Source organism: Thalassiella azotivora (genome assembly GCF_054781695.1).
On record NZ_BAAGTX010000017.1, the window covers coordinates 77399 to 104218 of the forward strand.

Genomic DNA, 26820 nt, shown 5'->3' on the forward strand with positions numbered 1-26820 from the left:
CCCGTCGTGCCCGCCCGTGACGCCGTGACGGCGTACCCGCGGACGGGTGAGGACCTCCGGCCCTGGTGCCCGCGGGACGCCTCGGATCAGGCGGGACGCCAGGTCCAGGTGGTCGTCAGCCGGTGCGGCCGGCCAGGGCGGACGACGTGCTCCTCGCCCAGCGCCGCGGCGTCCGGCGGCGCGGTCTGCGGCTCCGCGGCGACGGCCCCCTCCCGCTCGGTCATCACGACGGCGTACCGGCAGTCGCCCCGGACCTCGAGCCGCAGGACCCCGGGCCAGGTGAGCGTCAGCGGCCAGTCGACGTCCACGAAGCAGTCGTCCACGGGGACGGCGTTCGCTGCGCCGACGGGGACGCGCACCTCCCGCTCGGTGGCGATCCCGGCGTCGTCCCGGGCCAGCATCGCCCGCGCGTGCAGCCCGACGGTCACGGGCACGTCCGCGCCGTCCGGGCCGGGCAGGTGCCGGGGGAACCACGGGTGGATGCCGGTCCAGGCCGGCATCTCGGACCCGTCAGGACCGTCGCAGTGCACCTCGAGGTGCGTGGTCAGCCGGTCGGGTGCGAGCTCGTAGCGGACCACCGCGTGCCCGGGCCACGGCCAGTCGTCGCCGAGGTCGCGGCGCAGGGCGGCCGAGGCGTCGCCGTGCTCGACGACCTCCCAGGGCACCCGCGCCACGGTGCCGTGCAGGGCGTGCGGGGGCTTGGGGGTGGGCAGGCGGTGGGTGCGCCCCCGCCAGGTCAGGGCGCCGTCACGCACCCGGCCGGCCCAGGGGGCCATCGGGAACGCGCCCCAGCCGTGCGGGCTGTCGCTGCCGCGGCCGACGACGTCGACGGCGTCGCCACCCGGACGGGGGACGCGCAGGGACGCGATCCGGGCGCCGTGGCCGACGGCGACCACCGCCGTCACGGTTCCGTCGGGGCCGTCCGCGGTCAGGTCGAGGGACTCCATCTGGCGCATGCTGCCACCGACCGCGGCGAGGCGCGTGCGCGAGGTCGTCCCCTGCACGTCGGCGCTCGGTGCCACCGCCGCGCGGGCCCGGTCGGCAGGACGTGCCGTACCCGCTCGTCGGGCCGAGGGGTGAGGATGAGCCGGTGACGACCGAACCCGAGGCCGCGACGGCGCCGGCCGCGCCCCCCGCCGCGCAGGCACCCGTGCGCGTGATGCACCTGACCGTCGACTGCGCCGACGCGTCCGCGCTCGCGCGCTTCTGGTCGCAGGTCCTCGGGTACCGGGTCGCGCAGGCGGCCGGGGTGGACTTCGCGATGCTCGAGCCGCCGGTCGGCACCCCGTCGCACGGCTGGCTGTTCTTCCGCGTCCCGGAGCCCAAGACCGCGAAGAACCGGTTCCACGTCGACCTCGACGCGGACGACCTCGACGCCGAGGTGCGCCGGCTGGTCGGGCTCGGCGCCGCGGTCGTGCACGAGAAGGACCAGTGGCAGACGCGCTGGGTCACCCTCACCGACCCCGAGGGCAACGAGTTCTGCGTCGTGCAGCGCCGGGCGCCCGACCGGCCGGGCGGGGACGGATGATGGATGCTGGCCCGATGGACGGCCCGATGCAGGACGGCCCGATGCAGGACGGCACCGTGTCGGCGGACGCACTCGGCTCGCCGCAGGCGCTCGAGGACGCCCTGCGCACCACCGGCTACCTGGCCGAGCCGGGGCTGTCGACGGTGGCGTGGCTGGCGCTGCGGATGCGCCGTCCCGTGCTCCTGGAGGGGGAGCCGGGCACCGGCAAGACGGCGCTGGCCGAGTCGATGGCCCGACTGCTGGGCGCCGAGCTGGTCCGGCTGCAGTGCTACGAGGGCATCGACGCCTCGCAGGCGCTGTACGACTGGGACTTCCCCCGCCAGGTCCTGCACCTGCGGGCGGTCGAGGCCACCGCGGGCGGCGAGCGCGTCGACGTGGAGTCGGTGGAGCACGACCTGTTCGACGAGCGGTTCCTGCTGGCGCGGCCGGTGCTGCGGGCGCTGCGCACGTCCCCCTCGGTGCTGCTCGTCGACGAGGTGGACCGGGCGGACGACGAGTTCGAGGCCTTCCTGCTGGAGGTCCTGTCGACGTGGTCGGTGACGATCCCCGAGCTGGGCACGGTCCGGGCGAGCGAGCCGCCGCTGGTGGTCCTGACGTCGAACCGCACCCGTGAGGTGCACGACGCGCTCAAGCGCCGCTGCCTCTACCACTGGGTGGAGCACCCGGGCCTGGAGCGGGAGGTGCAGATCCTGCGGACCCGGCTCCCGGAGCTGTCGGAGGACCTCGCCGGGCAGGTCGCCCACGCGGTGCACGCCCTGCGCGGCGAGGGCCTGCTCAAGCCGCCGGGTGTGGCCGAGAGCCTGGACTGGGCGGCGGCCCTGCAGGCGCTCGGCGCGACGTCCCTGGACGTGCAGACCGCCTCGGCGACCCTCGGGGCGGTGCTGAAGTACCGCGAGGACTCCCAGCGCGTGGCGGGGGAGCTCGACCGGCTGCTGGCGGTCTGACGTGCCCGCACCACCGACCAGGGTCCCCGCCGCGGACGCCGTCGCGCCGGAGGAGCTGCTGGTCGGCTTCGGCCGGGCGCTGCGGGCCGCCGGGCTCGCGGTCACCGCCGACCGCACCGCCGCGTTCTGCGAGGCCGCGTCCGCCGTGGGCGCCGCCGACCCCCACGGCCTGTACTGGGCCGGGCGCGCCACCCTGTGCGCCGACCCGCAGGACGGCCCGGTGTACGACCGGGTCTTCGCCGCCTGGTTCGCCGGCCGGCTCGCGGGGACGGCGGCACCCGCGCGTCCCGTCGCGACCCGTAGCGTCGCCCCGCTGGCGGACGACGGCGCCCACCCCGGTGCGGACGCCGACCCCGACGTGCTGCGGGCCGCGGCCAGCGACGTGGAGGTCCTGCGGCACCGCGACGTCGCGGAGCTGTCGGCTGCCGAGCGCGAGGAGCTGGCCCGCCTGCTCGGCGGGCTCCGGGTGCGGCTGCCCCGCCGGCCGGCGTCCCGACGCCGATCCGCCGCGCGCGGCGAGGTGGACGCCCGCCGCACCGTCCGGGAGCAGCTGCGGCGGGCCGGTGAGGTCGGCCCGGTCCAGTGGCGCCGGCGCACGACCCGGCCGCGCCGCGTCGTCCTGCTCGTCGACGTCTCCGGGTCGATGGCCCCCTACAGCGAGGCGCTGCTGCGGCTGGGCCACCGGCTGGTGCGTGCCGCCGTCCGCACCGGGGGGCGGGTCGAGGTGTTCTCGGTGGGCACCCGGCTGACCCGGCTCACCCCCGCGCTGCGGCGCAGCCGGGACGCCGACGCGGCGCTCGCCGCGGCCGGTGAGGCGGTGCCGGACTGGTCCGGGGGTACCCGGCTCGGTGAGGGACTCAAGGCGTTCGTGGACCGCTGGGGCCAGCGCGGCCTGGCCCGCGGCGCGGTGGTCGTCGTGTGCTCGGACGGCTGGGAGCGCGGCGGGGCCGAGCTGCTCGGTGAGCAGGCGGCGCGGCTGTCGCGGCTGGCGCACCGGCTGGTGTGGGTGAACCCGCACCGCGGCAAACCGGGCTACCAGCCGGTGCAGTCGGGGATCACCGCGGTCCTGCCGCACCTGGACGCCCTGCTGGCTGGCCACTCGCTGGCGACGTTCGAGGAGGTCCTGGAGGTGGTGGCGCGTGCGTGACGTGGCCGAGGAGCTGCTGGCCTGGTGGCGGCAGGGCCACCCCGTGGGGATGGGCACCGTCGTGGCGACGTGGAGCAGCGCGCCACGCGGGCCGGGGGCGGCGATGCTCGTGGGCCCCGGCGGCGAGGCGGTCGGCAGCGTGTCCGGTGGCTGCGTCGAGGGCGCGGTCTACGAGCTCGCGGAGCAGGTGGTCGCCGACGGCACACCGGTGCTGCAGCGGTACGGCGTCAGCGACGACGACGCGTTCGCCGTCGGCCTGACCTGCGGGGGGATCCTCGACGTGTTCGTCGAGCGGGTGGACCGCGCGTCCTTCCCCGAGCTGGAGGACGTCGTCACCGACGTGCGCGAGGGCCGGCCGGTGGCCGTGTGCACGGTCGTGGAGCACCCCGACCCGTCCTGGCTGGGACGCCGGCTGGTGGTGCGGCCCGAGGACGCCGACGTGCCCGTGGTCGGCGAGCTGGGCTCGCGGCGCGCGCACGACGCGGTGACCGACGACGCACGGGGGCTGCTGGCGACCGGCCGCAGCGAGACCCTGTCCTACGGCCCGGACGGCGAGCGCCGCGGCGAGGGGATGCGGGTCTTCGTGTCCTCGTACGCGCCGCGCCCGCGGATGCTGGTGTTCGGGGCGATCGACTTCGCCTCGGCGCTGGCGCGGCTCGGGGCGTTCCTCGGGTACCGGGTGACGGTGTGCGACGCCCGGCCCGTGTTCGCCACGACGAGCCGGTTCCCCGAGGCGGACGAGGTGGTCGTCGAGTGGCCGCACCGGTACCTGGCCGAGCAGGTCGAGCGGGGCCTCGTCGACGGCCGCACCGTCGTCGCGGTCCTGACCCACGACCCGAAGTTCGACGTCCCGGTGCTGGAGGTGGCGCTGCGGCTGCCTCAGCTGGCGTACGTGGGGGCGATGGGGTCGCGACGCACGCACGAGGACCGGTTGGCGCGACTGCGGGAGGCCGGGCTGACGGGGGACGAGATCGCCCGGCTGTCCTCGCCGATCGGCCTGGACCTGGGGGCGCGGACGCCGGAGGAGACGGCGGTGTCGATGGCCGCGGAGATCATCCAGCTGCAGTGGGGCGGGACGGGGCACCGGCTGACGGACGTCGACGGGCCCGTGCACCACGACCGCCGGGCCGCCCGCCGGGCCGCCCGGCGGTCCGCACCGGCCGAACCGGGCACGTGATTCGCCGAACCCCTTGCGGATGTGACCTGCGCCACGTTGGATCGGCCCACCGGAGTTCCCGCGCACCCCGGGGGAGTCGTGCCCGTGGTGCGCCCCACGACGAGGTGGAGGCCGCATGTCCCGGATCACGGTGGAGGTCGACGGCGTCTCGTACGTCGACGACGTCGAGCCCCGCACGCTGCTCGTGCACTACCTGAGGGAGACGCTCGGCCGGACGGGCACGGTCGTCGGCTGCGACACCAGCAACTGCGGCGCCTGCACGGTGCTGCTCGACGGGCGCAGCGTGAAGTCCTGCTCGGTGCTGGCCGTCCAGGCCGACGGGCGCTCCGTGACCACGATCGAGGGACTGGCGCAGGACGGTGAGCTGCACCCGGTGCAGAAGGCCTTCACCACCCACCACGCCCTGCAGTGCGGCTACTGCACCCCCGGCATGATCATGTCGACCTGCTCGCTGCTCGCCGAGAACCCCGACCCGACCGAGGAGGAGGTCCGCGACGGGCTCGAGGGCAACCTCTGCCGCTGCACCGGCTACCAGAACATCGTCAAGGCCGTGCTCGCCGCGGCCGCCGACGGCGCGGGGACGGCGCAGCGAGCGGCCGACGCGCAGACCACCGTCGGGAGCGACCGGTGACCGCCGTCGACGAGCGGGCGAGCGCCGGCGGTGAGCTGGGTCGCTCCCGCACCCGCAAGGAGGACGCCCGGCTCATCACCGGCCGCACCCGGTGGACGGACAACATCGTCCTGCCCGGGATGCTGCACCTGGCCTTCGTCCGCAGTCCCTACGCGCACGCCCGGATCACGTCGGTCGAGACCACCGCCGCGAAGGGCTCGCCCGGGGTCGTCGCCGTCCTCACCGGCGCCGACCTGGACGACGAGCAGGGGTCGCTGCCCTGCGCGTGGCCGATCACCGAGGACATGAGGACACCCCGGCACCCCGCCGTGGCCGCCGACCGGGTGGCGTTCGCCGGTGAGGCTGTCGCCGTCGTCGTCGCCCGGACGGCAGCCGCTGCGCGTGACGCCGTCGAGCTCGTCGACGTCGAGTACGACGAGCTGCCCGCCGTCCTGGACATCGAGGCGGCGCTCGCCGAGGGCGCCGACCTGGCCCACCCCGACCTGGGCACCAACCGCTGCGCGCAGTGGGTGTTCGACTCGGCCGAGGCGGGCACCGGCGGGGACGTCGAGGACGCCATCCGCCGGGCCCGCGAGGACGGCGTCGTCGTCGAGCGACGCTTCCGCCAGCAGCGTCTCGTCCCGGCGTTCATGGAGCCCCGGTCGGTCGTCGTCGACCCCACCGGCGAGCAGACGACGATGTGGTCGGCCACGCAGGTGCCGCACATCCTGCGGGTGATGCTCGCGCTGACCACCGGCGTCCCGGAGTCGAAGGTGCGCGTCGTCGCCCCGGACGTCGGCGGCGGCTTCGGCGGCAAGCTCCAGGTCACCCCCGAGGAGGTCGCGACGTTCCTCGTCGCGCGCCGCCTCGGCAAGCCGTGCAAGTTCACCGAGACCCGCACCGAGGCGATGACCACCGGCCACCACGGCCGCGACCAGGTGCAGCGGCTGACCCTCGCCGCCACGAAGAACGGGAAGGTCACCGGCCTGAAGGTCGAGCTGCTCGCCGACATGGGCGCCTACCTCGGCCTCGTCACCCCGGGGGTGCCGATCCTCGGGGCCTTCATGTTCAACTCCATCTACACGTTCGGCGCGTACCGGTTCGACTGCACGAACGTGTTCACCAACAAGACGTGGACGGACGCCTACCGCGGCGCCGGCCGCCCCGAGGCGACGTTCGCGATCGAGCGGATGATGGACGAGCTGGCCGTCGAGCTCGGCCAGGACCCGCTCGAGGTCCGGCGCCGCAACTGGATCCGGCACGACCAGTTCCCCTTCACCACGGTCGCCGGGCTGGAGTACGACTCCGGCAACTACGAGGCCGCCACCGACAAGGCGCTCGGACTGCTCGGGTACGACGAGCTGCGCCGCGATCAGGCCGAGCGCCGCGAGCGCGGGGACGCCGTCCAGCTCGGCATCGGGATCTCCACGTTCACCGAGATGTGCGGGCTCGCGCCGTCGCGGGTGCTCGGCGCGCTCAGCTACGCCGCCGGCGGCTGGGAGAGCGCGTCCATCCGGATGCTGCCCACCGGCAAGGTCGAGGTCGTCACCGGCGCGAGCGCCCACGGCCAGGGGCACGAGACGGCGTGGAGCCAGATCGTCGCCGACCGGCTCGGGGTCCCGTTCGAGGACGTCGAGGTCCTGCACGGCGACACCCAGGTCGCGCCCAAGGGCATGGACACCTACGGCTCGCGGTCGCTGGTCGTCGGCGGCATCGCCGCGGTGATGGCCGCCGACAAGGTCGTCGAGAAGGCCCGGGTCGTCGCCGCCCACCTGATGGAGGCCGACCCCTCCGACGTGGAGTTCGAGCGGGGCCGGTTCACGGTCCGCGGCACCGACAAGGGCACGGGCATGGCCGACGTCGCGTTCGCCGTGTTCGCCGCCCACGACCTGCCCGAGGGGGTCGAGCCGTCCCTGGACTCCGACGCCACGTTCGACCCCGAGTCGTTCTCCTACCCGCACGGCACCCACCTGTGCGCGGCGGAGGTCGACACCGAGACCGGTGCCGTCAGGATCCGCAAGTACGTCTGCGTCGACGACGTCGGCGAGGTGGTCAACCCGCTCCTCGTCGAGGGGCAGGTGCACGGAGGGCTCGCCCAGGGCATCGCCCAGGCCCTCTACGAGGAGGCCGTCCACGACGACCAGGGGACGCTGACGACCGCGACGTTCGTCGACTACCTCGTCCCCGGCGCGCCGGACCTGCCGCACTTCACCACCGACCGCACCGTGACCCCGTCCACGACGAACCCGCTGGGCGTCAAGGGCGTCGGCGAGGCCGGGACCATCGCGTCCACGCCCGCCGTGGTCAACGCCGTCCTGGACGCCGTCCGGCACCGGGGCGTGCGCGACATCGAGATGCCGCTCGCCCCGCACCGGGTGTGGACGGCGCTGCAGCAGGCGTCCCGTGGGGACGGCGAGGCGGTGGTGGGCGCCGAGCAGGACGTCGCCACGGCCGCCCCCCACTGGGAGCAACCCGTCCAGTCCGGCGGCGTCGACGCCGCCACCACCCGCTCCGAGGAGGAGGGCCGATGATCCCCGCGGCGTTCGACCACCAGGCCCCCACCACCGTCGAGGACGCCCTGCGGGTCCTCGGCGAGGCCGCGTCCGCCGGCCGGGACGTCAAGGTCCTCGGCGGCGGCCAGTCCCTGCTGCCGGTCATGCGGCTGCGGCTGGCCGCCCCCGAGCTCGTCGTCGACCTCGACAGGGTCGACGGGTTGCGCGGCGTGCGCGAGGACGGCGACCACCTCGTCGTCGGTGCGATGACGACGCACGACGAGGTGTCCCGTGACCCGCTGCTGCGCCGGCACGCGCTGCTGCTGCCGCTGGCCGCGCAGACCGTCGCCGACCCCCAGGTCCGGCACCGGGGCACCTTCGGCGGCGCGCTGGTGCACGCCGACCCGGCCGGGGACCTGCCCGCCCCCGCGCTCGCCCTCGGCGCCGAGATGGTCGTCGCCGGTCAGGACGGCACCCGCCGCACGGTCCCCGCGGACGAGTTCTTCACCGACCTGTTCACCACCGCGGTCGGGGAGGACGAGCTGCTCGTCGAGGTGACAGTCCCGAAGCGGACCGGCTGGGGCGCGCACTACGAGAAGTTCACCCGCGTCGCGCAGGCCTGGTCGATCGTCGGCATCGGGGTCGCGGTGCGCGTCGACGGCGGCACGATCGCCGAGGCCCGCGTCGGCCTGACCAACATGGGCCCGACGCCGGTCCGCGCCCGCGCCACCGAGGCGGCTCTCGCGGGCTGCGCGGTCACCGAGGACGCCGTGCGCGACGCCGTCCGCGACGTCGCCGAGGGCACCGACCCGCCGTCCGACGCCAACGGGGACGCCGGCTACCGGCGCCACCTCGCGGCCGTCCTGACCCGCCGCGCCGTACTCGCCGCGGCCGCGGCCCACGGCTGAGGCGGCCGCGTGGACCTGCAGCACACGTTCAGCGTGCCCGTCCCCGTCGACCGGGCGTGGGAGACGTTCAACGACCTCGAGCGGATCGCCCCCTGCTTCCCGGGGGCGCAGATCACCTCCGTCGACGGCGACGACTTCACGGGGACGGCCAAGGTCAGGCTCGGGCCGATCTCCCTGCAGTACAGCGGCACCGGCCACTGGCGCGAGCGCGACCGGGACCGCTACCGGGCGGTGATCGAGGCCAACGGCAAGGACAAGCGGGGCAACGGCACCGCGGCCGCCGTCATCACCGCCCACCTCGAGGAGCAGGACGGCGGCACGAAGGTCGTCGTCGACACGGACCTGCGGATCACCGGCCGGCCCGCGCAGTTCGGTCGCGGCGTCGTCCAGGACGTCGGCGCCAAGCTGCTCGACCAGTTCGCCGCCTGCCTGGTGACCCGCCTGGCGGAGGAGAGCCACCCGGAGCACCCGCAGGCCGCGGCGCAGCCCCCGGGCGAGGCCGACCGTGCGTCCGCCGAGCAGGCTGCCCGGGACGCCCGCCGGGACGTCGGCCGTGACGTCGGGGAGGTCGAGCCCGCCCCCGCCGACGACGACCGGCAGGACGAGGCGTCGAACGTGGCGGAGCAGGCCGCCGTCGCCGCCCAGGCGCCGCGGGCCGCCCAGGACCAGCAGCCGCCGCGGCCGACCCCCGCCGCGGCGTCCCCGCGGCGGTCCGGGTCCGACGAGCTCGACCTGGGCGGCGTCGTCGGGCCGCTGCTGCTGCGCCGTTACGGCGGCACCCTCGCCGCGATGGCGGCGACCGCCCTCGTCACCTGGTGGCTCGCCCGGCGCCGGCGCTGAGCGGGTCACGCGACCCCGGCACCGGCGGCGCGCCCTGGGTACCGTGACGGGGTGAGCGACCCCACCACGCCCGTCCGGGTCGAGCTGCTGACCCGCGTGGGCTGCCACCTGTGCGACGACGCACGGGCCGTCGTCCGGGACGTGTGCGCCGAGGCGGGTGCCCGCTGGGTCGAGCGCGACGTCGACGCCGACCCGGACCTGCTGGCCCGCTACAGCGAGGAGGTGCCCGTCGTCCTCGTCGACGGCGCCCAGCACGCGTACTGGAAGGTCGACGCCCAGGCGCTGCGGGACGCGCTCGCCGACCCCGGCGCCCGCGGGCCGCTGCGCTGGCTGCGCCGCGGCCGCTGACCCCCTCCCTCCCCGCGTGATCTTGCAGAACTGAGCAGCCTCCCCGCCGACGGAGCCCCCCGCCGTGATCTTGCAGAACTGGTCGGTGACGCCGTCCTGGTGCAGGAACCGCGCGCACTCCTGCGAGGTCACAGGGGAGGGGAAAGTTCTGCAAGATCACGGGAGGGGTGGGGCTATAGCACGTCCTCGGCAAACGTGCAGGCACCCCGTGACATGACTCACCTGAGGGCTCCTGTACCCTCCCGCGACTTTGTGCCCGCGTTCACAAGTGACCTACGCTGAGGAGTCGCCCCGTCCGACGTCCGAGGAGTCGGGTCCACCGTGTCATCCGCCAGGTCCACCGGCGAGCCCCGCGCAGCAGCGCGGGCCGCGTCCCGGGGGATCCCCGAGGCCACCGTCGCCCGGTTGCCGGTGTACCTGCGTGCCCTGGTCGGGCTGTCCGAGCGCGGGGTCGCGACCGTCTCCAGCGAGACGCTGGCGGTCACCGCCGGGGTGACCTCGGCCAAGCTCCGCAAGGACCTGTCGCACCTCGGCTCGTACGGGACCCGTGGGGTCGGGTACGAGGTGGAGTACCTCGTCCACCAGATCTCCCGCGAGCTGGGCCTGACCCAGGACTGGCGCGTGGCCATCGTGGGAATCGGCAACCTCGGGCACGCGCTGGCCAACTACAGCGGCTTCGCCTCGCGCGGGTTCACCGTGGTGGCCCTGCTCGACGCGGGCGAGGTCGTCGGGGAGCAGGTCGCCGGGCTCACGGTCCGCCCGGCCACCCAGCTGGAGGAGGTCGTCCTGGAGGAGCGCGTGTCCATCGGTGTCATCGCCACCCCCGGCGCCGCGGCGCAGGAGGTCTGCGACCGCTTCGTCGCGTCCGGTGTCACGAGCATCCTCAGCTTCGCCCCCGTCGTCCTGCAGGTGCCCGACGGCGTGGACGTCCGCAAGGTCGACCTGTCCACCGAGCTGCAGATCCTCGCCTTCCACGAGCAGCGCAAGGCGGCCGCCGAGCTGGGCCTCGACGAGTCGCAGGTCCAGGCGCTGGCGGAGGCGACGTCGTGAGCGTCCTCGTCGTGGGCCTGTCCCACCACACCGCGCCGCTCGACCTGCTCGAGCGGGCCGCGCTGGACGCCGTCCGCGCCCGCGAGCTGACCTCGCGCCTGGTCGACGCCGGCCACGTCGACGAGGCCGTCGTGCTGGCCACCTGCAACCGGCTCGAGGTGTACACGCAGGTCACCGCCTTCCACGGCGGTGTCGCGGACGTCAGCGACGCCCTGGCGCGCACCACCGGGCTGTCGCGCGACGAGCTCACCGACCACCTCTACGTGCGGTACGCCGACCACGCCGTGGCCCACCTCTTCTCCGTCGCCAGCGGCCTGGACTCGATGGCGATCGGCGAGTCGCAGGTGCTGGGCCAGGTCCGCTCCGCCCTGCGGCGCGCGCAGGAGGACGGCACGGTCGGCCGGGTCCTGGACCACCTGCTCCAGCGCTCCCTGCGCGTCGGCAAGCGCGCCCACAGCGAGACGGGGCTGGACCGGGCCGGGCACAGCCTCGTCGAGGCGGGTCTGGAGCACGCCCCCCGCGCGGTGGGCCCGCTGGCTGACGCCCACGCCCTGGTCGTCGGGGCCGGCGCGATGAGCGCGCTGGCCGCCACCACGCTGCACCGGCTGGGTACCCGGTCCATCACCGTGGCCAACCGCACCGCGCAGCGCGCCCAGCGGCTGGCCGAGTCGGTCGACGGCACGTGGCTGACCCTCGACGACGGCGACGCCCTGCGCGACGCCGTCGCCGCCGCCGACGTCGTGCTGTCCTGCACCGGCGCCGTGGGGCACGTCCTGGACGTCGCGCTGGTCTCGGCCGCACGCACCCGCCGCGGAGGCGCCCCGCAGCTCGTCGTGGACCTCGCGCTGCCGCGGGACGTCGCCCCCGGCGTCAGCGAGCTGGACGGCGTCACCGTCGTCGGGCTGGCCGAGCTCGGCGAGCAGCTCGCACACGTCGAGGTCGGCGCCGACCTCGCCGACGCGCGCGCGATCGTCGCCGAGGAGGTCGCCGCCTACCTGGCCGACCAGCGGGCCGAGGAGGTCGCGCCGACCGTCGTGGCGCTGCGCGGCCGCGCCCGCGAGGTCGTCGACGCCGAGCTCGGCCGGCTGCGCCAGCGGCTCGGTGACCGGCTCGACGAGGCGGTCGAGGCCGAGGTCGTGCAGGCCGTCAACCGCGTCGTCGACAAGCTGCTGCACACGCCCACCGTCCGGGTGAAGAGCCTGGCCGCCCGGGGCGAGGACGGCACGTCCTACGCGGCGGTGCTGCGTGAGCTGTTCGACCTCGACACCGAGGCGGTGTCACGCGTGTCCGACGTCCTGCGCGCCGTCGGCGCCGAGCGGCTGCCCGCCGACACACGGGGCCCGGCGGACACCCTCGTGCCCGCCGACACCCTGCCCGAGGTCCCGCGAGGGGGTGCGCGATGAGCACGGCACCCGTCCGCGAGATCGGGACCCGGCCCGGCCCGGACGCCGCGGCCCTGCCACCGCTGCGCCTGGGCACCCGCCGCAGCCGGCTGGCCACGTCGCAGTCCCAGGCCGTCGCCGACGCGATCGCCGCCGCCACCGGCCGGGTCGTCGAGCTGGTCACGGTCACGACCACCGGCGACGTCGACCGTCGTTCGCTGAGCCAGATCGGGGGCACCGGGGTCTTCGTCTCCGCGCTGCGGGACGCCTTGCTGCGCGGCGACGTCGACCTCGCCGTGCACTCGCTGAAGGACATCCCGACGGCCCCCGAGCCCGGCCTGGTGCTGGCGGCCGTACCGGAGCGCGAGGACCCGCGGGACGCGCTCGTCGCCCGGGACGGCCTGACGCTCGGCGAGCTGCCCGAGGGCGCGGTCGTCGGCACCGGTTCACCGCGCCGCGCCGCCCAGCTGCGGGCCCTCGGGCTCGGGCTGCAGGTGCAGGACCTGCGGGGCAACGTCGAGACCCGGCTGGCGACCGTCACCGACGGGAAGGTCGACGCCGTCGTCCTGGCCAGGGCGGGGCTCAACCGGCTCGGGCTCGCGGACGTCGTCACCGAGGACCTCGACCCGCTGCAGGTGCTGCCCGCACCGGGGCAGGGCGCCCTGGCCGTGGAGTGCCGCGCCGACGACGAGACCACCCGGGCGGCCTGCGCCGTCCTGGACGACCCGGTCACGCGGGCCTGCGTGGACGCCGAGCGCGCCCTGCTGCGCGAGCTGGAGGCCGGCTGCACCGCGCCCGTGGGTGCCCTGGCCGTCGTCGCCGAGGGCGAGGACGGCGACGAGGTGTACCTGCGCGGCGTCGTCGCCTCACCCGACGGCGTCGACCTGCGGCGCTCGGCCACCGGCCCCGTCGCCGGCGCCGCCGACCTCGGCCGGCGACTCGCCCGGCTCATGCTCGAGGACGGTGCCGCCGACCTGATGTCGGCCGCTGCCGCCGCCCCACCCGGCCCGGCCGGGCCGCCGGGCGCCAACGGTGCCGAGCCCGCCGAGCCGGGTGAGCGACCACCGGCGGGCGCGCCCGCCCCCCACGACGCAGGACAGGACCTCCCGAACGCCCCGACAGGCGGCCACCCGGCCGCCCAGGAGAGTGAGCAGTGACCGCCCGCACGAAGAACAAGACCACCGGCAGCGTCGCGTTCGTCGGCGCCGGACCGGGGGACGCCGGCCTGCTGACGGTGCGCGCGACCGAGCTGCTCGCCGCCGCTGACGTCGTCGTCATCGACCGCGGTGCCCGCGCGGACCTGCTGAGCCGCTGGTGCCGCGAGGACGTCGAGGTGCTCGACGCCGGCTTCGGCGAGAGCGGCCAGCCGCTCACCCACGCCGGCCGGGCCAAGGTCGTCACCAAGGCCGCCAAGGCGGGCAGCACCGTCGTGCGCCTGCTCGACGGAGACGGGGCCACGTTCGTCGGCCTCGCCGAGGAGCTGCTCGCCTGCCGCAAGGCGGAGGTGCCCTTCGAGGTGGTCCCGGGGGTGTCCACGGCCACGGCGGTGCCGCTGTTCGCCGGGGTGCCGACCACCACCGCCGGGTGCGGCGCCGTGCACGTCGTCGAGGCCGCGTCGTCGAAGGTGGACTACGCCGCGCTGGCGGACGAGCGCGCCACCGTCGTCGTCGTCGGGACCCGTGAGGACGTCGCCGCGGCCGTCGGCGCCCTGGTCGACGGGGGCCGCTCGGGCGACGCCGGCGCCGTCCTGACCGCGCGGGGCAGCACGACCGACCAGCACAGCGTCCAGACGACCCTGGCGGACGCCGCGGACCTGCTGGCGGCGCAGGACGACACCACCTGGGCCGAGCCCGTGGTCGCCGTGACCGGCCCCGGCGTGGGGCTGCGCGAGCGCGCGTCGTGGTTCGAGACCAAGCCGCTGTTCGGGTGGCGCGTGCTGGTGCCCCGCACCCAGCAGCAGGCCGGCCCGATGTGCGCGCGGCTGGCCCACCACGGCGCCGTCAGCGACGTCGTCCCGACCATCTCGGTCGAGCCGCCCCGCACGCCGCACCAGATGGAGAAGGCCGTCAAGGGCCTGGTCACCGGTCGCTACGAGTGGATCGGCTTCACCTCGGTGAACGCGGTGCGCGCCATCCGCGAGAAGTTCGACGAGTACGGCCTGGACGCCCGGGCGTTCGCCGGGCTGAAGGTCGCCGCCGTCGGCGGGGTGACCGCCCAGGCGCTGCGCGAGTGGGGCATCGAGCCCGACCTCGTGCCCTCCGGCGAGCAGTCGGCGCAGGGCCTGCTGGCCGAGTGGCCGCCGTTCGACGAGGTCCTCGACCCCATCAACCGCGTCTTCCTCCCGCGGGCCGACATCGCCACCGACACCCTCGTGGCGGGGCTGCAGGACATCGGCTGGGAGGTCGACGACGTGACCGCCTACCGGACCGTGCGGGCCGCGCCCCCGGCCGCGCCGGTACGGGACGCGATCAAGAACGGCAGCTTCGACGCGGTGGTGTTCACGTCGTCCTCCACGGTGCGCAACCTCGTGGGGATCGCCGGCAAGCCGCACGCGGCGACCGTCGTCGCCTGCATCGGCCCGGCGACCGCCAAGACCGCCGAGGAGCACGGCCTGCGGGTCGACGTGCTGGCGCCGGAGCCGAGCGCCGACGCCGTCGTCGACGCGCTCGCCGAGTTCGGGCGCGGTCTGCGGTCCGCGGCCGTCGAGGCGGGCGAGCCGGTGCTGCGGCCCAGCCAGAAGCGGCCGGCGGCCCGCCGCCGGGCCCGCTGAGGCGGGTCGTGCCCTTCCCCGTCGAGCGGCCGCGGCGGCTGCGCGCGAGCGCGCCGCTGCGCTCGCTCGTCGCCGAGCACCGGCTGCACCCCGGTGAGCTGGTCCTGCCGCTGTTCGTCCGCGAGGGCCTCGGCGAGCCGGCCCCGGTCAGCAGCATGCCGGGCGTCGTCCAGCACACCCGCGACTCGCTGCTCGCCGCGTGCGAGGAGGCCGTGGAGGCGGGGGTCGGTGGGCTCATGCTGTTCGGCGTCCCGGCGCTGCGTGACGCCCGCGGCTGCGGGGCGGACGACCCGGACGGCGTCCTGAACGCGGCGCTGCGAGACGTCACCGCCGCCGTCGGGGACGCCACGGTCGTCATGGCCGACCTGTGCCTGGACGAGTTCACCGACCACGGCCACTGCGGGGTGCTGGACGGCGAGGGGCGGGTCGACAACGACGCCACCCTCGCCCGGTACGCCGCGACGGCGCTCGCCCAGGCCGAGGCCGGGGCGCACGTGCTCGGTCTCAGCGGGATGATGGACGGGCAGGTCGCGCACGTGCGGCAGGCGCTGGACTCCGTCGGCCGCCAGGACGTCGTCCTGCTGGCCTACGCGGCGAAGTACGCGTCGGCGTTCTACGGCCCGTTCCGCGAGGCCGTCGACTCCCAGCTGACGGGCGACCGGCGCACCTACCAGCAGGACACCGCCAACGCGGTGGAGTCGCTGCGCGAGGTGCGGCTGGACGTCGCCGAGGGCGCCGACGTCGTCATGGTCAAGCCGGCGCTGCCGTACCTGGACGTGCTCGCCCGTGTCGCCGCCGCCGTGGACGTCCCCGTGTGGGCCTACCAGGTGTCCGGTGAGTACGCGATGGTCGAGGCCGCCGCCGCGCAGGGGTGGGTCGATCGGGACCGGTTGGTCCTGGAGACGCTGCTGTCGATCAAGCGCGCCGGGGCGGGTGCGGTGCTGACGTACTGGGCCGTGGAGGCCGCTCGCCTGCTGCGGGGCTGACCCGGTCGGCGCGCCGCCGCCCCCCTCGCACGACGGAGCCGCCGCACCCCGTGGGGTGCGGCGGCTCCGTCGTCGCGTCAGGCGCGGGTCACGGGACCTGCCACGCGGCCGGCCCCTCGTCGAAGGCGAACATCGGGTCGACCTGCACGGTGCCGCCCGAGACGACCTCCGCCGGGGTGTCGAAGCAGACCTGGACCTGCGCGGTGCTGCCCGGGGTCATGGTGTCGACGTCGAGCAGCTCGGCCTGGGTCAGGGCCATGCACTCGTGCGAGGAGTACGCCGTCCCGTCCGTGCCGGCCAGGTCGACCGACAGCTCGATCCACGGGGTGCCCGAGTCGGTGCCGTCGTAGGTCAGCACGAGGTCGGCCACCGTGTAGGAGCCGGTCGCCTCGGGGTTGAAGTCGTTCACCGCGGCGAGCTCGGCGTCCGCGGCGGGCTGGATGCGGGTCACCTGGACCGTGTAGTCGCCGACGCTCACGGTCTCGCCCACCGCGACGACGTCCGAGGGGTCGACCTCCTGCGCGCTGCCGAGACCGTCCTCGAGCTCGCTGAGGTCGTCCTGCAGGCTCTCCAGGTCGCCGACCTGGCTCTCGACCTGGTTGCTGACGTCCTGGATGAACAGGACGGTGACCACCAGCACGGCGATGCTGGCCACGACGGCCAGGACGGAGGTGACGACCCCGGCGAGGGCCATCCCCTTGCCGCGGGCGGTGCCCTTGCGCACCTTGGCCAGGGCCACGATCCCGAGCACCAGGCCGACGAGGCCCAGCAGGATCGAGGCGATGTTGACGAAGGGGATCCAGCACATCAGCAGGGCGAGGACGCCCACCACCAGGGCGCCGATCGCCAGCCCCTGGCCGGGACCGCCGGGACCACCCGGACCGGCCTGGGCCGGCGGGTACCCGCCGGCGGGCTGGGTCGCGTAGGGGTTCTCGCCGGCGACCGCGGTCGCGGCGGGGGCGTACTGCGGGCCGGGCGCGGCGGGCTGGGCGCCGTACGGCGGCTCCTGCGGGGGCGCGCCGTACGGGGCGGGCTGACCGTACGAGGGCGCCGGCGGGGCCTGGCCGTACTGGGGCGCCTGCGGGGGCTGCCCACCGGCCTGGGGGGCCTGGCCGTGCTGGGGCGCCTGCGGCGGCTGCTCACCGGCCGGCGGCGCCTGCGGGTCGGTGGCGCCCTGGGGCGCCTGCGGCTGGTTCGGGTTCACGTCGGACACGACGGTCATTGTGGCGGGAGCGGGAGGGTCCGCGTGGCCGTCGCGACCGGACCGTGACCCACGGCATGCCCGTTGGTGCACCGGGGTCGCTCACGGTGGCCCCCGGGTCACCGGCTGTCCTCACCTGGACGGGCCACGGCGGCCGGGAGCCGCCCGTCCCGGCCCAGGGAGGGTCGGCGCGCCACCCCGCGGGGGCGCCTCAACGCAGCGGGACGAAGCGGTAGCTGCCGTGCCGGGTCACCTCGTCGGCGCCGCCGGAGCGGGAGCGCACCAGCCGGGTCATCCTCCCCGCGACCGGCGCGACGAGGACGCCGCCCGGTGCGAGCTGCTCGACCAGCGCCGCCGGCAGCTCCCGGGCCATCGCCGACACGAGCACCCGGTCGAACGGGGCCTGCTCCGGCCACCCGAGCGCGCCCGGACGCGCCGCGTGCACGGCAGCCCACGGCCCGCTGCCGTGGGCGGTGAGGTTGCGGGCGGCCCAGGCGGCGAGGTCCGGCTCGAGCTCGACGCCCACGACCCGGCCCACGGGGCCGACGAGCTCGGCCAGCAGGGCCGTGGTCCACCCCGACCCGGCGCCGACGTCCAGCACCCGGTGGCCCGGCCGCACGTCGAGGAGCCGGAGCATGGCCGCCACGGTCGACGGCTGCGAGCTGGTCTGGCCGTGGCCGATGTCCAGCGGGACGTCGCGGTCGGCCGCCCGCCGCTGCGCGGCCGGCAGGAAGTGCCGGCGGGGGACGGCCGAGAACGCCCGCGAGACGGGGTCCGGGCCGCCGGCCCCGTCCCCTGCGGTGTCACGGCTCGACGCGGCGGCCACGGGCGGTCCTCAGGCGGGCTCGGCCTCGGTGGGGCCCGCGGCGGTGCCGCCCGCCTCGCCGTCCATGCTGCCGACGTCCTGGCCCGACGGGCCGTCCTCGTCGCCGGGCTCGCCGAGCCCTGGCCCGGCCGTCCCGACCAGCTCCTCGGGCGGGGTGCTCCGCTGCTGGCGCGCGGCCCGCTCCGGGTGGCCGCCCCGTCGCGGGTCGGCGTCGGGGTGCGGGGTGTCCCACTCCCCACGGTCCACGCGGGCCGACCCGAGGTCGGAGTCGAACTCCTCGACCAGGCCGTGGCGCGGTCGGCTCTCGGCGCCGTCCGCGCCGTCACCGGCGCGCAGCTCCTCCTCGACCGGGGTCCCGGGGGCCGTGCCCTCGCCGGGGCGAGGCGCCCCGTCCGTGCGTCGTGCGTCGCTGGGGGTCGTCACCTCGTCAGGCTAGGCACGCGTCCCGGCGTGCGCGACCGGACGCGGGGTCGCACGGGCACGGCCCGGGACGCTCCGCGGGGAGCGCTCCCGGGCCGGTGCGGGCCGGTGGTCGTCCGGAAGGTCGTCCGGTCGTCGTCCGGTGGTCGTCCGGAGGTCTCAGCCCTGCTTGATGGCCGAGACGTCGAGCACGAGCTTGATCTTCTTGCTGACGAGGACGCCGCCGGTCTCGAGCGCGGCGTTCCAGGTCAGGCCCCAGTCCTCGCGGTCGACGTCGGCCTCGGCCGAGAAGCCCACCCGGCTGTTGCCGAACGGGTCGGTGGCCACGCCGCCGAACTCGACCTCGAGGGTGACCGGCTTGGTGACGCCCTTGATCGTCAGCTCGCCGTCGAGGAGGTAGTCGTCGCCGTCGGCGCGCACGCCGGTGGAGCGGAAGGTGATCGTGGGGTGGTTCTCGACGTCGAAGAAGTCGGCGCTGCGCAGGTGGCCGTCGCGGTCGGCGCTGCCGGTGTCGACCGACGCGACCTGGACGGTGGCCTCGGCGGTGGAGGCGGCCACGTCGTCGCCGAAGGTCAGGGTGCCCTGGACGTCGCCGAAGCGGCCGCGCACCTTCGTCACCATCGCGTGCCGGGCGACGAAGCCGACCTCGGAGTGGGACGCGTCGATGGTGTAGGTGCCGGCGACCAGGCCGGTGGGCAGGGCGGTGGTGGTGGTCATGGGGGTCTCCCTCTCGTCGGTCACGCTCTGGGGTCGCTCTCTGGGTACTGCCCGGGCACCGGCGGTGCCTCGGGGTCGTGCGGCCAGTCTGACAGAAAGAACTTCAACGCTCAACTAACTATTCCGCTGACTATGATCACGTCGTGCCTCGACACCGCTGGCTGACCCCGGACGAGCAGCAGGTCTGGCGTGCCTACCTGCACGTGACCCAGCGCCTGTGGGAGAGACTCGGCGGTGACCTGGAGCGCAGCGCCGGGATGCCGATGCCCGAGTACGAGATCCTCGTCCGGCTGTCCGAGGCGCCCGACCGCTGCCTGCGGATGAGCGAGCTGGCCGAGCAGGTCGCCCAGTCGCGCAGCCGGCTCACGCACACCGTCGCCCGGATGGAGCTGCGCGACCTGGTGACGCGACGCCGGTGCGAGGACGACGGCCGCGGCGTCCTCGCCGAGCTCACCGACACCGGTTACGACGTCCTCGTCGAGGCCGCTCCGGTGCACGTCGAGAGCGTCCGCACCCGACTGTTCGGACCACTGGACCCCGAGGAGGTGGCGACGCTCGGCCGGCTGCTCGACAAGCTGCGGCAGGGGATCGAGCGCCAGCCCGGGACGGCCGGGGACGACGGCCTCGTGGCCGGGGTCCTGACGCGCTCGCTCGACGCCGGCTCCGCACCGGCCTGACGACCGCGGCCCACCACCTCGCGGCGGACGCCCCGCCGGGTGCGGGTGCACCGTCGGACGGCAGGATGGCCCGGTGAGCTACCCCTACGAGGCCCCCGCGTCCGAGGTCCTGTTCGACCGCGCCCAGCGCGTCACCCCCGGGGGCGTCAACTCCCCGGTGCGCGCCTTCCGCGCAGTCGGCGGCACGCCCCGCTTCACGACCCGCGCGCGGGGGGCGTACCTCTGGGACGCCGACGGGCGCCAGTACGTCGACCTCATCTGCTCCTGGGGCCCGATGATCCTGGGCCACGCCCACCCCGACGTCCTCGCCGCCGTCCGCGAGGCGGCCGAGCAGGGGTTCTCGTTCGGCACCCCGTCGCAGAACGAGGTGCTGCTGGCGGAGGAGATCGTCGCGCGGGTCCCGGCGGTCGAGCAGGTCCGCCTGGTCAGCTCGGGCACCGAGGCGACGATGAGCGCGATCCGGCTGGCCCGCGGGTTCACCGGCCGCAGCGTCGTGGTGAAGTTCGCCGGGCACTACCACGGGCACGTCGACGCGCTGCTCGCCTCGGCCGGCTCGGGGGTGGCCACCTTCGCCCTGCCCGACACCCCAGGTGTCACCGGGGCCAGCGCCGCCGACACGCTCGTGCTGCCGTACAACGACCCCGACGCGGTGCGGGCCGTCTTCGCCGAGCACGGCGACCGGATCGCCTGCGTCGTCACCGAGGCGGCGGCCGGCAACATGGGCGTCGTGGCGCCCGCGCCCGGGTTCACCGCGCTCCTGCGCGAGGTCACCCGCGCCCACGGGGCGCTCCTGGTCAGCGACGAGGTGATGACCGGCTTCCGCGTCTCGCGCGCGGGCTGGCTCGGGCACGAGGGCGAGCAGGGTGGCGGGGCGCCCGACCTCATCACGTTCGGCAAGGTGATGGGCGGCGGGTTCCCGGCCGCGGCCTTCGGGGGCCGCGCCGAGGTGATGCGCCACCTCGCGCCCGTGGGCCCCGTCTACCAGGCGGGCACGCTCAGCGGTAACCCCGTCGCCACCGCGGCCGGGCTCGCCACCCTGCGCGGCTGCACCCCGGAGGTCTACGCGCACCTCGAGCGCGTGGCGGCGACCCTGTCGCGCGAGGCCTCCGCCGCGCTCGCCGAGGCGGGGGTGGCCCACACCGTCAACCACGCCGGCTCGATGTTCAGCGTCTTCTTCGGGCCGGACCCGGTCACCGACTACGCCGGGGCCCAGCGGCAGGACCTCACCGCCCACCGCGCCTTCTTCCACAGCATGCTGGCCCAGGGCGTGCACCTGCCCCCCAGCGCCTTCGAGGCGTGGTTCGTCTCCGCCGCGCACGACGACGAGGCGGTGGCGCGGGTCGTCTCGGCGCTGCCAGCGGCGGCGCGCGCAGCGGCGGCCGCCGGCACCTGACCGCTCGGCCGAGCGCATGACGACGTAGCGGACACCGTCCGTCCCTCGGGACGGTCGGTTTCCGCCTGCTGGGAAAGCCACCCGTTTCCACCCCGTCGTTACGCGACAGGGGCCGACAAATCAAGACTGGGCGTCACAGGTAACTTCGGTCACGCTCTCGGTGAACGGTTACCAGCCGGTAACCCGACACCGGAGGTCCCTGGATGCGCCACCGCCCCGCCTTCCGCCCGCTCCGTCACCGTCCCGCCCTCGCCCTCGTCGCCACCGGCGTCGCCGTCGCCGTCGCCGGCTCGGCCGCGCCGGCCTCGGCCGCCGACACCGCCGACGTCCCCCACGGCGTCACCACGGAGGTCGCGCAGACCGCCCCTGCCGTCGACGAGGACTTCTACGCCCCGCCCGCGGCCCTCACCGGCGCGCCCGGGGACGTGGTGCGCTCCGAGCCGATGCCGTTCTACGTCGACCCCCTGCGGCTCGTCCGCGCGGACGCCACCGCCCACCGGGTCATGTACGTCTCCACCGACCGCACCGGCGAGCGGATCGCCGTGACCGGCACCGTGCTGACCCCGAACCGGGCCTGGACCGGCCCGGGTGAGCGGCCCGTCATCGGGTACGGCGTCGGCACCCAGGGACTGGGCGACCACTGCGCGCCGTCCCGGCTGTTCGCCGCCGGCAGCGACTACGAGGGCGTCTTCGTCAAGGGCCTCCTCGACCGCGGCTGGGGTGTGGCCGTCACCGACTACCAGGGGCTGGGGACCCCCGGCCTGCACACCTACGTCAGCCGCGAGGTCACCGGCAACGCGCTGCTCGACGTGGTCCGCGCCGCCCAGCGCCTGCCCGAGGCGAGCCTGCCGGACGCCGGCCCCGTCGGCCTGACGGGGTACTCCCAGGGGGGTGCCGCGGCGGCGTCGGCGGTCGAGCTCGCGCCGACCTACGCCCCCGAGCTGGCGCTGAAGGGAGCCGTCGCGGGCGCCCCGCCGGCGGACCTCGGACCCGTCGGCCGCAACCTCGACGGCAGCCTCTACTTCGGCTTCCTCGGGTACGCGCTCGCCGGGCTGGCCGAGAGCTACGACGTCGACACCGACCCCTACCTCAACGACCGCGGCCGCCGGGTGCTCGACGAGCTGCGGGAGTCCTGCGTCGGGGACGCCGTCCTCGGCTACGGCTTCACCCGGTCCAGCACCCTGACGGCCGACGGGCGGCCGGTCACGCAGGTCATGGAGGAGGAGCCGTTCGCCTCCGTCATGGCCGACAACGTCATCGGCGAGCGCCGGCCCACCGCGCCGGTGCTGGTCACGCACAGCGTCCTGGACGACGTCATCCCCTACGAGGTCGGCCGCGGCCTGGCCCAGCGGTGGTGCCGGCAGGGCGCCACGGTGCGCCTCGGGACCAACGCGGCCCCCGGCCACGTCGGCGGCATGCTGCGCTCCTACCCCGAGGCGTTCGCCTTCCTCGAGGCCCGCTTCGCCGGCCACCGCGCCCTGTCCAGCTGCTGGCGGCTCTGACCCCGCCCGGCGCGGTCCCCAGCACGCCGACGCCCCCGTCCCCGGCCCGCCGGCCGGGGACGGGGGCGTCGGTCCACCCACCCGCCCCCGTTTGCGAGAATCGCCCCATGACGCGCACCACGGTCCACCTGCTGCGGCACGGTGAGGTCCACAACCCCGAGGGCGTCCTGTACGGGCGCCTGCCCGGGTACAACCTCTCCGAGCTCGGCCGGCAGATGGCCCAGCGCGTCGCCGACCACCTGCGCGAGCGCGGCCACGACGTCGTGCACGTCGTCGCCTCGCCGCTGGAGCGGGCCCAGCAGACCGCGGCGCCCGTGGCCGCCGCCTACGGCCTGGACGTCGCGACCGACGAACGGGTCATCGAGGCCGGCAACCACTTCCAGGGTCTGACCTTCGGGGTGGGGGACGGGTCGCTGCGCCACCCCCGGCACTGGTGGCACCTGCGCAACCCGCTGCGGCCGTCCTGGGGGGAGCCCTACCGGGTCATCGCCGCCCGGATGCACGCCGCGGCCGCGGACGCCCGGGACGCCGCCCGCGGTCACGAGGCCGTCGTGGTCAGCCACCAGCTCCCGGTGTGGATCGCCCGGCTGGCGGCCGAGCGGCGCCGCTTCGTCCACGACCCGCGCCGCCGCGAGTGCACCCTGGCGTCCCTGACCTCCCTGGACTACGAGGACGACCACCTCGTCGGCGTCCGGTACAGCGAGCCCGCCGGTGACCTGCTGCCCGGCGCCAACCCCGTGGCGGGCGCCTGATGCGCGGGCCCCGCTCCGCCCGTCAGCCGGGGGCTCGCCGCCGGCGCGCCGCGACCGGGCTGCTCCTCGGCGCCGCGCTCGCCCTGGCCGGGTGCGGCACCACCGACCTGCAGGACCAGGCGCGCTCGGGCGACGGCAGGGGCTACGTCGCCGGTGACGGGACGGTCACCGAGCTGGCGGTGTCCGAGCGGGGCGAGCCGGTCGAGCTGACCGGCACCAGCGCCGAGGGCGACCCCGTCTCCCTGGCCGAGTGGCGCGGCGACGTCGTCGTGCTCAACGTCTGGTACGCCGCGTGCGGGCCGTGCCGAGCCGAGGCACCCGACCTGCGCGAGGCGGCCGCCGAGTACGCCGACGACGGCGTGCGCTTCGTCGGCGTCAACACCCGTGACGACCCGCCGACCGCGCAGGCCTTCCAGCGGACCTTCGAGATCACCTACCCCTCGATCATCGACACCGACGGCGCGGCGATCTCCGCCCTGCGTGGGTCGGTCAGCCCCCAGGCGGTGCCCACGACGCTCGTCATCGACCGCGAGGGCCGTGTCGCCGCGCGGGTGCTCGGGGTGGTCGACCCGTCGGTGCTGCGCACGCTCGTGGACGACGCGCTGGCGGAGGCGTGAGCGCCCTGGACGTGGGGGAGGCCCTCGCCGACACGGTCCTGGACGGACCGCTGCTGCTCGCCGTCCCGGTCGCGGCGCTCGCGGGCCTGGTCTCGTTCGCCTCGCCGTGCGTGCTGCCGCTCGTCCCCGGCTACCTGGGGTACGTCACCGGCCTGAGCGGGGTCGACCTGGACCGCCAGTCCCGCGGCCGCGTGGTCGGGGGCGCGGCCCTGTTCGTTCTCGGGTTCACGGCCGTGTTCATGGCGATCGGCGTGCTGGCCGGCGGCCTGGGCGCGGCGCTGCAGCGGTGGGACGACACCATCTCGCGGGTGATGGGCGTCGTCGTGATCCTCATGGGCCTGGTGTTCCTCGGCGCCTTCCCGGCGCTGCAGCGCGAGCGCCGGCTGCCCGTGCGCCCGGCCGCCGGCCTGGCCGGGGCGCCGCTGCTGGGCGTGGTGTTCGGGCTCGGCTGGGCGCCGTGCATCGGCCCGGTGTTCAGCGCCGTCATCGCCCTGACGCTGGACGCCGCGTCCGGGCCGGGGCGCGGGGCGTTCCTCGCCTTCGTCTACTGCCTGGGGCTGGGGCTGCCGTTCGTGCTGGTCGCCCTCGGCTTCTCCCGCGGGATGCGTGCCCTGGACGTGCTGCGCCGCCACCGGGTCGGCATCGCCCGGTTCGGCGGGGCGATGCTCGTGCTCGTGGGGGTCCTGCTCGTCACCGGCGTGTGGACGCAGTGGGTCGACCTGCTGCGCGTGCCCGTCTCCTCGTTCGAGACGGTGATCTGACGTGGCCGACGACGCCCGCGGCACGACGACCGCACCGCCCGCGCCCTCTCGCGGGCCGGACGAGGACCCCGTCCTGCCCCAGCTCGGTGCCGTCGGGCTGGCGCGCTTCGCCTGGCGGCAGCTGACGAGCATGCGCACCGCGCTGTTCCTGCTGCTCATGCTGTCGATCGCGGCGCTGCCCGGGTCGGTGTTCCCCCAGCGCGGGATCGACGCGGCCGCCGTCGCGCAGTACCTGCAGGACAACCCCACCTCCGGCCCGTGGCTCGACCGGCTCGGGTTCTTCGACGTCTACGCCTCGCCGTGGTTCTCGGCCGTCTACCTCCTGCTGTTCGTCTCGCTGGTCGGGTGCGTCCTGCCCAGGGCCCGGGTGCACTGGGCGGCGGTGCGGGCCCGGCCGGTGCGCACGCCGCGCCGCCTGGAGCGGATGCCCGCGCACGAGACGCTCGAGGTGGACGGCGACCCCGCGGCGGTGCTGACCGCTGCCCGTGGCGTGCTGCGCCGCCGCCGGTACCGGGCCGACGTGCGCGAGGACGACGGGCAGCCGTCGGTGTCGGCCGAGCGCGGCTACCTGCGCGAGACGGGCAACGTCCTGTTCCACCTGTCGCTCGTCGGTCTGCTCGTCGCCGTCGCCGCCGGGTCGCTCTACGGCTACCGGGGGGAGGCCCTCGTGACGACCGGCGGGACGTTCACGAACACGCTCGTCGACTACGACTCGATCGACCCGGGCACCCTCTTCGAGCCGGAGGAGCTGCCGCCGTTCCAGGTGACCCTGGACGACCTGGAGGTGTCCTTCGAGGAGCAGGCGGGCGGCAACCAGTTCGCCGCGCCGCGGGACTTCACCGCCCGGGTCACCGTCGTCGACGAGCCCGGCGCCGAGCCGCGCCGGGAGACGATCCGCGTCAACGAGCCGCTGTCGGTCGGGTCGGCGAACGTGTACCTGTCCGGCAACGGCTACGCCCCGCTGGTCACGGTCCGCGACGGCAACGGGGACGTCGCCTTCAGCGGGGCGGTCCCGTTCCTGCCGGTGGACGCCTTCTACTCCTCGACCGGGGTGGTCAAGGCCCCGGACGCGCGGCCGGAGCAGGTCGGCGTGCAGGCGCTGCTGCTGCCGACCTTCGTGCTGGACGAGCAGGGGCCGCGGTCGGTGTTCCCGGACGCGCGGGACCCGCGGATGGTGCTCACGGCGTGGGTCGGGGACCTCGGTCTGGACGACGGGGTGCCGCAGTCCGTGTTCCGGCTCGACACCGAGGGCCTGACGCAGCTGACCGCGGACGACGGCGACCTGTTCCGGGTGGTCCTGGCGCCGGGGCAGACCGTGGAGCTGCCCGACGGGCACGGCAGCATCACGTTCGAGGACCTCACCCGGTTCGCAGCCGTGGACGTCCGCCACGACCCCGGCAAGGTGCCGGCCCTCGTCTTCGCGGTGCTCGCGATGGTGGGGCTGGTGGCGTCGCTGTTCGTCCGCCGTCGCCGCCTCTGGGTCCGGGTGCTCCCGGCCTCAGGGCCCGGGCGTACCGTGGTCCAGGTCGCCGGCCTCGCGCGGGGCGACGACCCGGGGCTCGCCGACGAGGTCCGCGACGTCGCCCGCGCGCTGGGTGAGGCCGCGGACCCGCGGCTCACCGTCTAGCCGCTCCACGAGGAGGACACGTTGTCGGTCGACCAGACCCTCGCCGAGACGTCGCGCTGGCGGCGCTGACGGCCTGCTCGGACGGGGGTGGTGGCACCGGCGGCCTGCCCGAGTACGACCCGGACGCGACGCCCTCGGCCGCCGC

Annotated in this window: 26 protein-coding genes; 21 read left to right on the top strand and 5 right to left on the bottom strand. The window is 75.7% G+C overall.

Annotated features, from left to right (window positions below; translation table 11 throughout):
- Positions 1–86: 86 nt before the first annotated feature.
- Positions 87–947 carry an aldose epimerase family protein gene (locus ACYVQV_RS12985; protein ID WP_461023722.1) on the bottom strand — a complete coding sequence of 287 codons (861 nt, stop codon included), beginning with the start codon at positions 945–947 and terminating at the stop codon, positions 87–89.
- Positions 948–1090: 143 nt separating this feature from the next.
- On the opposite strand from ACYVQV_RS12985, the gene ACYVQV_RS12990 reads away from it, so the two are divergent.
- The 14 genes from ACYVQV_RS12990 (at position 1091) to hemB (ending at position 16182) form a co-directional block, all read left to right on the top strand.
- The gene (locus ACYVQV_RS12990) at positions 1091–1528 is read left to right on the top strand and encodes a VOC family protein (protein ID WP_461023723.1); all 438 of its coding nucleotides are present in this window, start codon (positions 1091–1093) and stop codon (positions 1526–1528) included.
- Positions 1529–1569: 41 nt separating this feature from the next.
- Complete coding sequence (locus tag ACYVQV_RS12995) at positions 1570–2472, top strand: AAA family ATPase (RefSeq protein WP_461023749.1); 903 nt, start codon at positions 1570–1572, stop codon at positions 2470–2472.
- Position 2473: 1 nt separating this feature from the next.
- Positions 2474–3619 carry a vWA domain-containing protein gene (locus ACYVQV_RS13000; RefSeq protein ID WP_461023724.1) on the top strand — a complete coding sequence of 382 codons (1146 nt, stop codon included), beginning with the start codon at positions 2474–2476 and terminating at the stop codon, positions 3617–3619.
- A complete protein-coding gene (locus ACYVQV_RS13005) occupies positions 3612–4796 on the top strand; it encodes an XdhC family protein (RefSeq protein WP_461023725.1) in 1185 nt (394 codons plus the stop codon). Before ACYVQV_RS13000 ends, ACYVQV_RS13005 begins: the two co-directional genes overlap by 8 nt.
- Positions 4797–4911: 115 nt before the next feature.
- The gene (locus ACYVQV_RS13010; RefSeq protein ID WP_461023726.1) at positions 4912–5427 is read left to right on the top strand and encodes a (2Fe-2S)-binding protein; all 516 of its coding nucleotides are present in this window, start codon (positions 4912–4914) and stop codon (positions 5425–5427) included.
- Positions 5424–7937 carry a xanthine dehydrogenase family protein molybdopterin-binding subunit gene (locus tag ACYVQV_RS13015; protein ID WP_461023727.1) on the top strand — a complete coding sequence of 838 codons (2514 nt, stop codon included), beginning with the start codon at positions 5424–5426 and terminating at the stop codon, positions 7935–7937. The genes ACYVQV_RS13010 and ACYVQV_RS13015 overlap by 4 nt, the downstream gene beginning before the upstream one ends.
- Positions 7934–8806: an FAD binding domain-containing protein gene (locus ACYVQV_RS13020; RefSeq protein WP_461023728.1), complete on the top strand. Its 873-nt coding sequence runs from the start codon at positions 7934–7936 to the stop codon at positions 8804–8806. Before ACYVQV_RS13015 ends, ACYVQV_RS13020 begins: the two co-directional genes overlap by 4 nt.
- A gap of 9 nt (positions 8807–8815) precedes the next feature.
- Positions 8816–9646 (top strand): SRPBCC family protein, encoded by an 831-nt coding sequence (locus ACYVQV_RS13025; protein WP_461023729.1) that lies wholly within the window; start codon positions 8816–8818, stop codon positions 9644–9646.
- A 51-nt stretch (positions 9647–9697) separates the two neighbouring features.
- Positions 9698–9994 (top strand): glutaredoxin family protein, encoded by a 297-nt coding sequence (locus ACYVQV_RS13030; RefSeq protein ID WP_461023730.1) that lies wholly within the window; start codon positions 9698–9700, stop codon positions 9992–9994.
- A 321-nt stretch (positions 9995–10315) separates the two neighbouring features.
- Positions 10316–11044: a redox-sensing transcriptional repressor Rex gene (locus tag ACYVQV_RS13035; RefSeq protein ID WP_461023731.1), complete on the top strand. Its 729-nt coding sequence runs from the start codon at positions 10316–10318 to the stop codon at positions 11042–11044.
- Positions 11041–12447 (top strand): glutamyl-tRNA reductase, encoded by a 1407-nt coding sequence (locus ACYVQV_RS13040; protein ID WP_461023732.1) that lies wholly within the window; start codon positions 11041–11043, stop codon positions 12445–12447. The genes ACYVQV_RS13035 and ACYVQV_RS13040 overlap by 4 nt, the downstream gene beginning before the upstream one ends.
- A complete protein-coding gene (hemC, locus tag ACYVQV_RS13045) occupies positions 12444–13583 on the top strand; it encodes a hydroxymethylbilane synthase (protein WP_461023733.1) in 1140 nt (379 codons plus the stop codon). Before ACYVQV_RS13040 ends, hemC begins: the two co-directional genes overlap by 4 nt.
- Positions 13580–15196, top strand: a complete 1617-nt coding sequence (locus tag ACYVQV_RS13050; protein WP_461023734.1) for a bifunctional uroporphyrinogen-III C-methyltransferase/uroporphyrinogen-III synthase — start codon at positions 13580–13582, stop codon at positions 15194–15196. Before hemC ends, ACYVQV_RS13050 begins: the two co-directional genes overlap by 4 nt.
- Positions 15197–15204: 8 nt before the next feature.
- Positions 15205–16182 carry a porphobilinogen synthase gene (hemB, locus tag ACYVQV_RS13055; RefSeq protein ID WP_461023735.1) on the top strand — a complete coding sequence of 326 codons (978 nt, stop codon included), beginning with the start codon at positions 15205–15207 and terminating at the stop codon, positions 16180–16182.
- 88 nt (positions 16183–16270) lie between these two features.
- On the opposite strand, the gene ACYVQV_RS13060 is transcribed toward hemB, so the two are convergent.
- From ACYVQV_RS13060 to ACYVQV_RS13075, 4 genes are all read right to left on the bottom strand, one after another.
- Positions 16271–17395: a DUF4190 domain-containing protein gene (locus ACYVQV_RS13060; protein ID WP_461023736.1), complete on the bottom strand. Its 1125-nt coding sequence runs from the start codon at positions 17393–17395 to the stop codon at positions 16271–16273.
- 199 nt (positions 17396–17594) lie between these two features.
- Positions 17595–18209 (bottom strand): protein-L-isoaspartate O-methyltransferase family protein, encoded by a 615-nt coding sequence (locus ACYVQV_RS13065; RefSeq protein ID WP_461023737.1) that lies wholly within the window; start codon positions 18207–18209, stop codon positions 17595–17597.
- 9 nt (positions 18210–18218) lie between these two features.
- The gene (locus tag ACYVQV_RS13070; protein ID WP_461023738.1) at positions 18219–18632 is read right to left on the bottom strand and encodes a hypothetical protein; all 414 of its coding nucleotides are present in this window, start codon (positions 18630–18632) and stop codon (positions 18219–18221) included.
- A 156-nt stretch (positions 18633–18788) separates the two neighbouring features.
- Positions 18789–19346, bottom strand: a complete 558-nt coding sequence (locus ACYVQV_RS13075) for a YceI family protein (RefSeq protein WP_461023739.1) — start codon at positions 19344–19346, stop codon at positions 18789–18791.
- A gap of 143 nt (positions 19347–19489) precedes the next feature.
- On the opposite strand from ACYVQV_RS13075, the gene ACYVQV_RS13080 reads away from it, so the two are divergent.
- From ACYVQV_RS13080 to resB, 7 genes are all read left to right on the top strand, one after another.
- Complete coding sequence (locus tag ACYVQV_RS13080; RefSeq protein WP_461023740.1) at positions 19490–20023, top strand: MarR family winged helix-turn-helix transcriptional regulator; 534 nt, start codon at positions 19490–19492, stop codon at positions 20021–20023.
- Between the two features lie 73 nt (positions 20024–20096).
- Positions 20097–21416 carry a glutamate-1-semialdehyde 2,1-aminomutase gene (gene hemL, locus ACYVQV_RS13085; RefSeq protein ID WP_461023741.1) on the top strand — a complete coding sequence of 440 codons (1320 nt, stop codon included), beginning with the start codon at positions 20097–20099 and terminating at the stop codon, positions 21414–21416.
- Between the two features lie 203 nt (positions 21417–21619).
- Positions 21620–22918: a lipase family protein gene (locus ACYVQV_RS13090; RefSeq protein ID WP_461023742.1), complete on the top strand. Its 1299-nt coding sequence runs from the start codon at positions 21620–21622 to the stop codon at positions 22916–22918.
- 107 nt (positions 22919–23025) lie between these two features.
- Positions 23026–23670, top strand: coding sequence for a histidine phosphatase family protein (locus ACYVQV_RS13095; protein WP_461023743.1), 645 nt, complete (start codon positions 23026–23028; stop codon positions 23668–23670).
- On the top strand, positions 23670–24287 hold the full coding sequence (locus ACYVQV_RS13100) for a TlpA family protein disulfide reductase (RefSeq protein WP_461023744.1): 618 nt from the start codon (positions 23670–23672) through the stop codon (positions 24285–24287). Before ACYVQV_RS13095 ends, ACYVQV_RS13100 begins: the two co-directional genes overlap by 1 nt.
- Positions 24284–25048 carry a cytochrome c biogenesis CcdA family protein gene (locus tag ACYVQV_RS13105; protein WP_461023745.1) on the top strand — a complete coding sequence of 255 codons (765 nt, stop codon included), beginning with the start codon at positions 24284–24286 and terminating at the stop codon, positions 25046–25048. Before ACYVQV_RS13100 ends, ACYVQV_RS13105 begins: the two co-directional genes overlap by 4 nt.
- Before the next feature lies 1 nt (position 25049).
- Complete coding sequence (gene resB / locus ACYVQV_RS13110; protein ID WP_461023746.1) at positions 25050–26675, top strand: cytochrome c biogenesis protein ResB; 1626 nt, start codon at positions 25050–25052, stop codon at positions 26673–26675.
- The last annotated feature ends 145 nt before the right edge of the window (positions 26676–26820 follow it).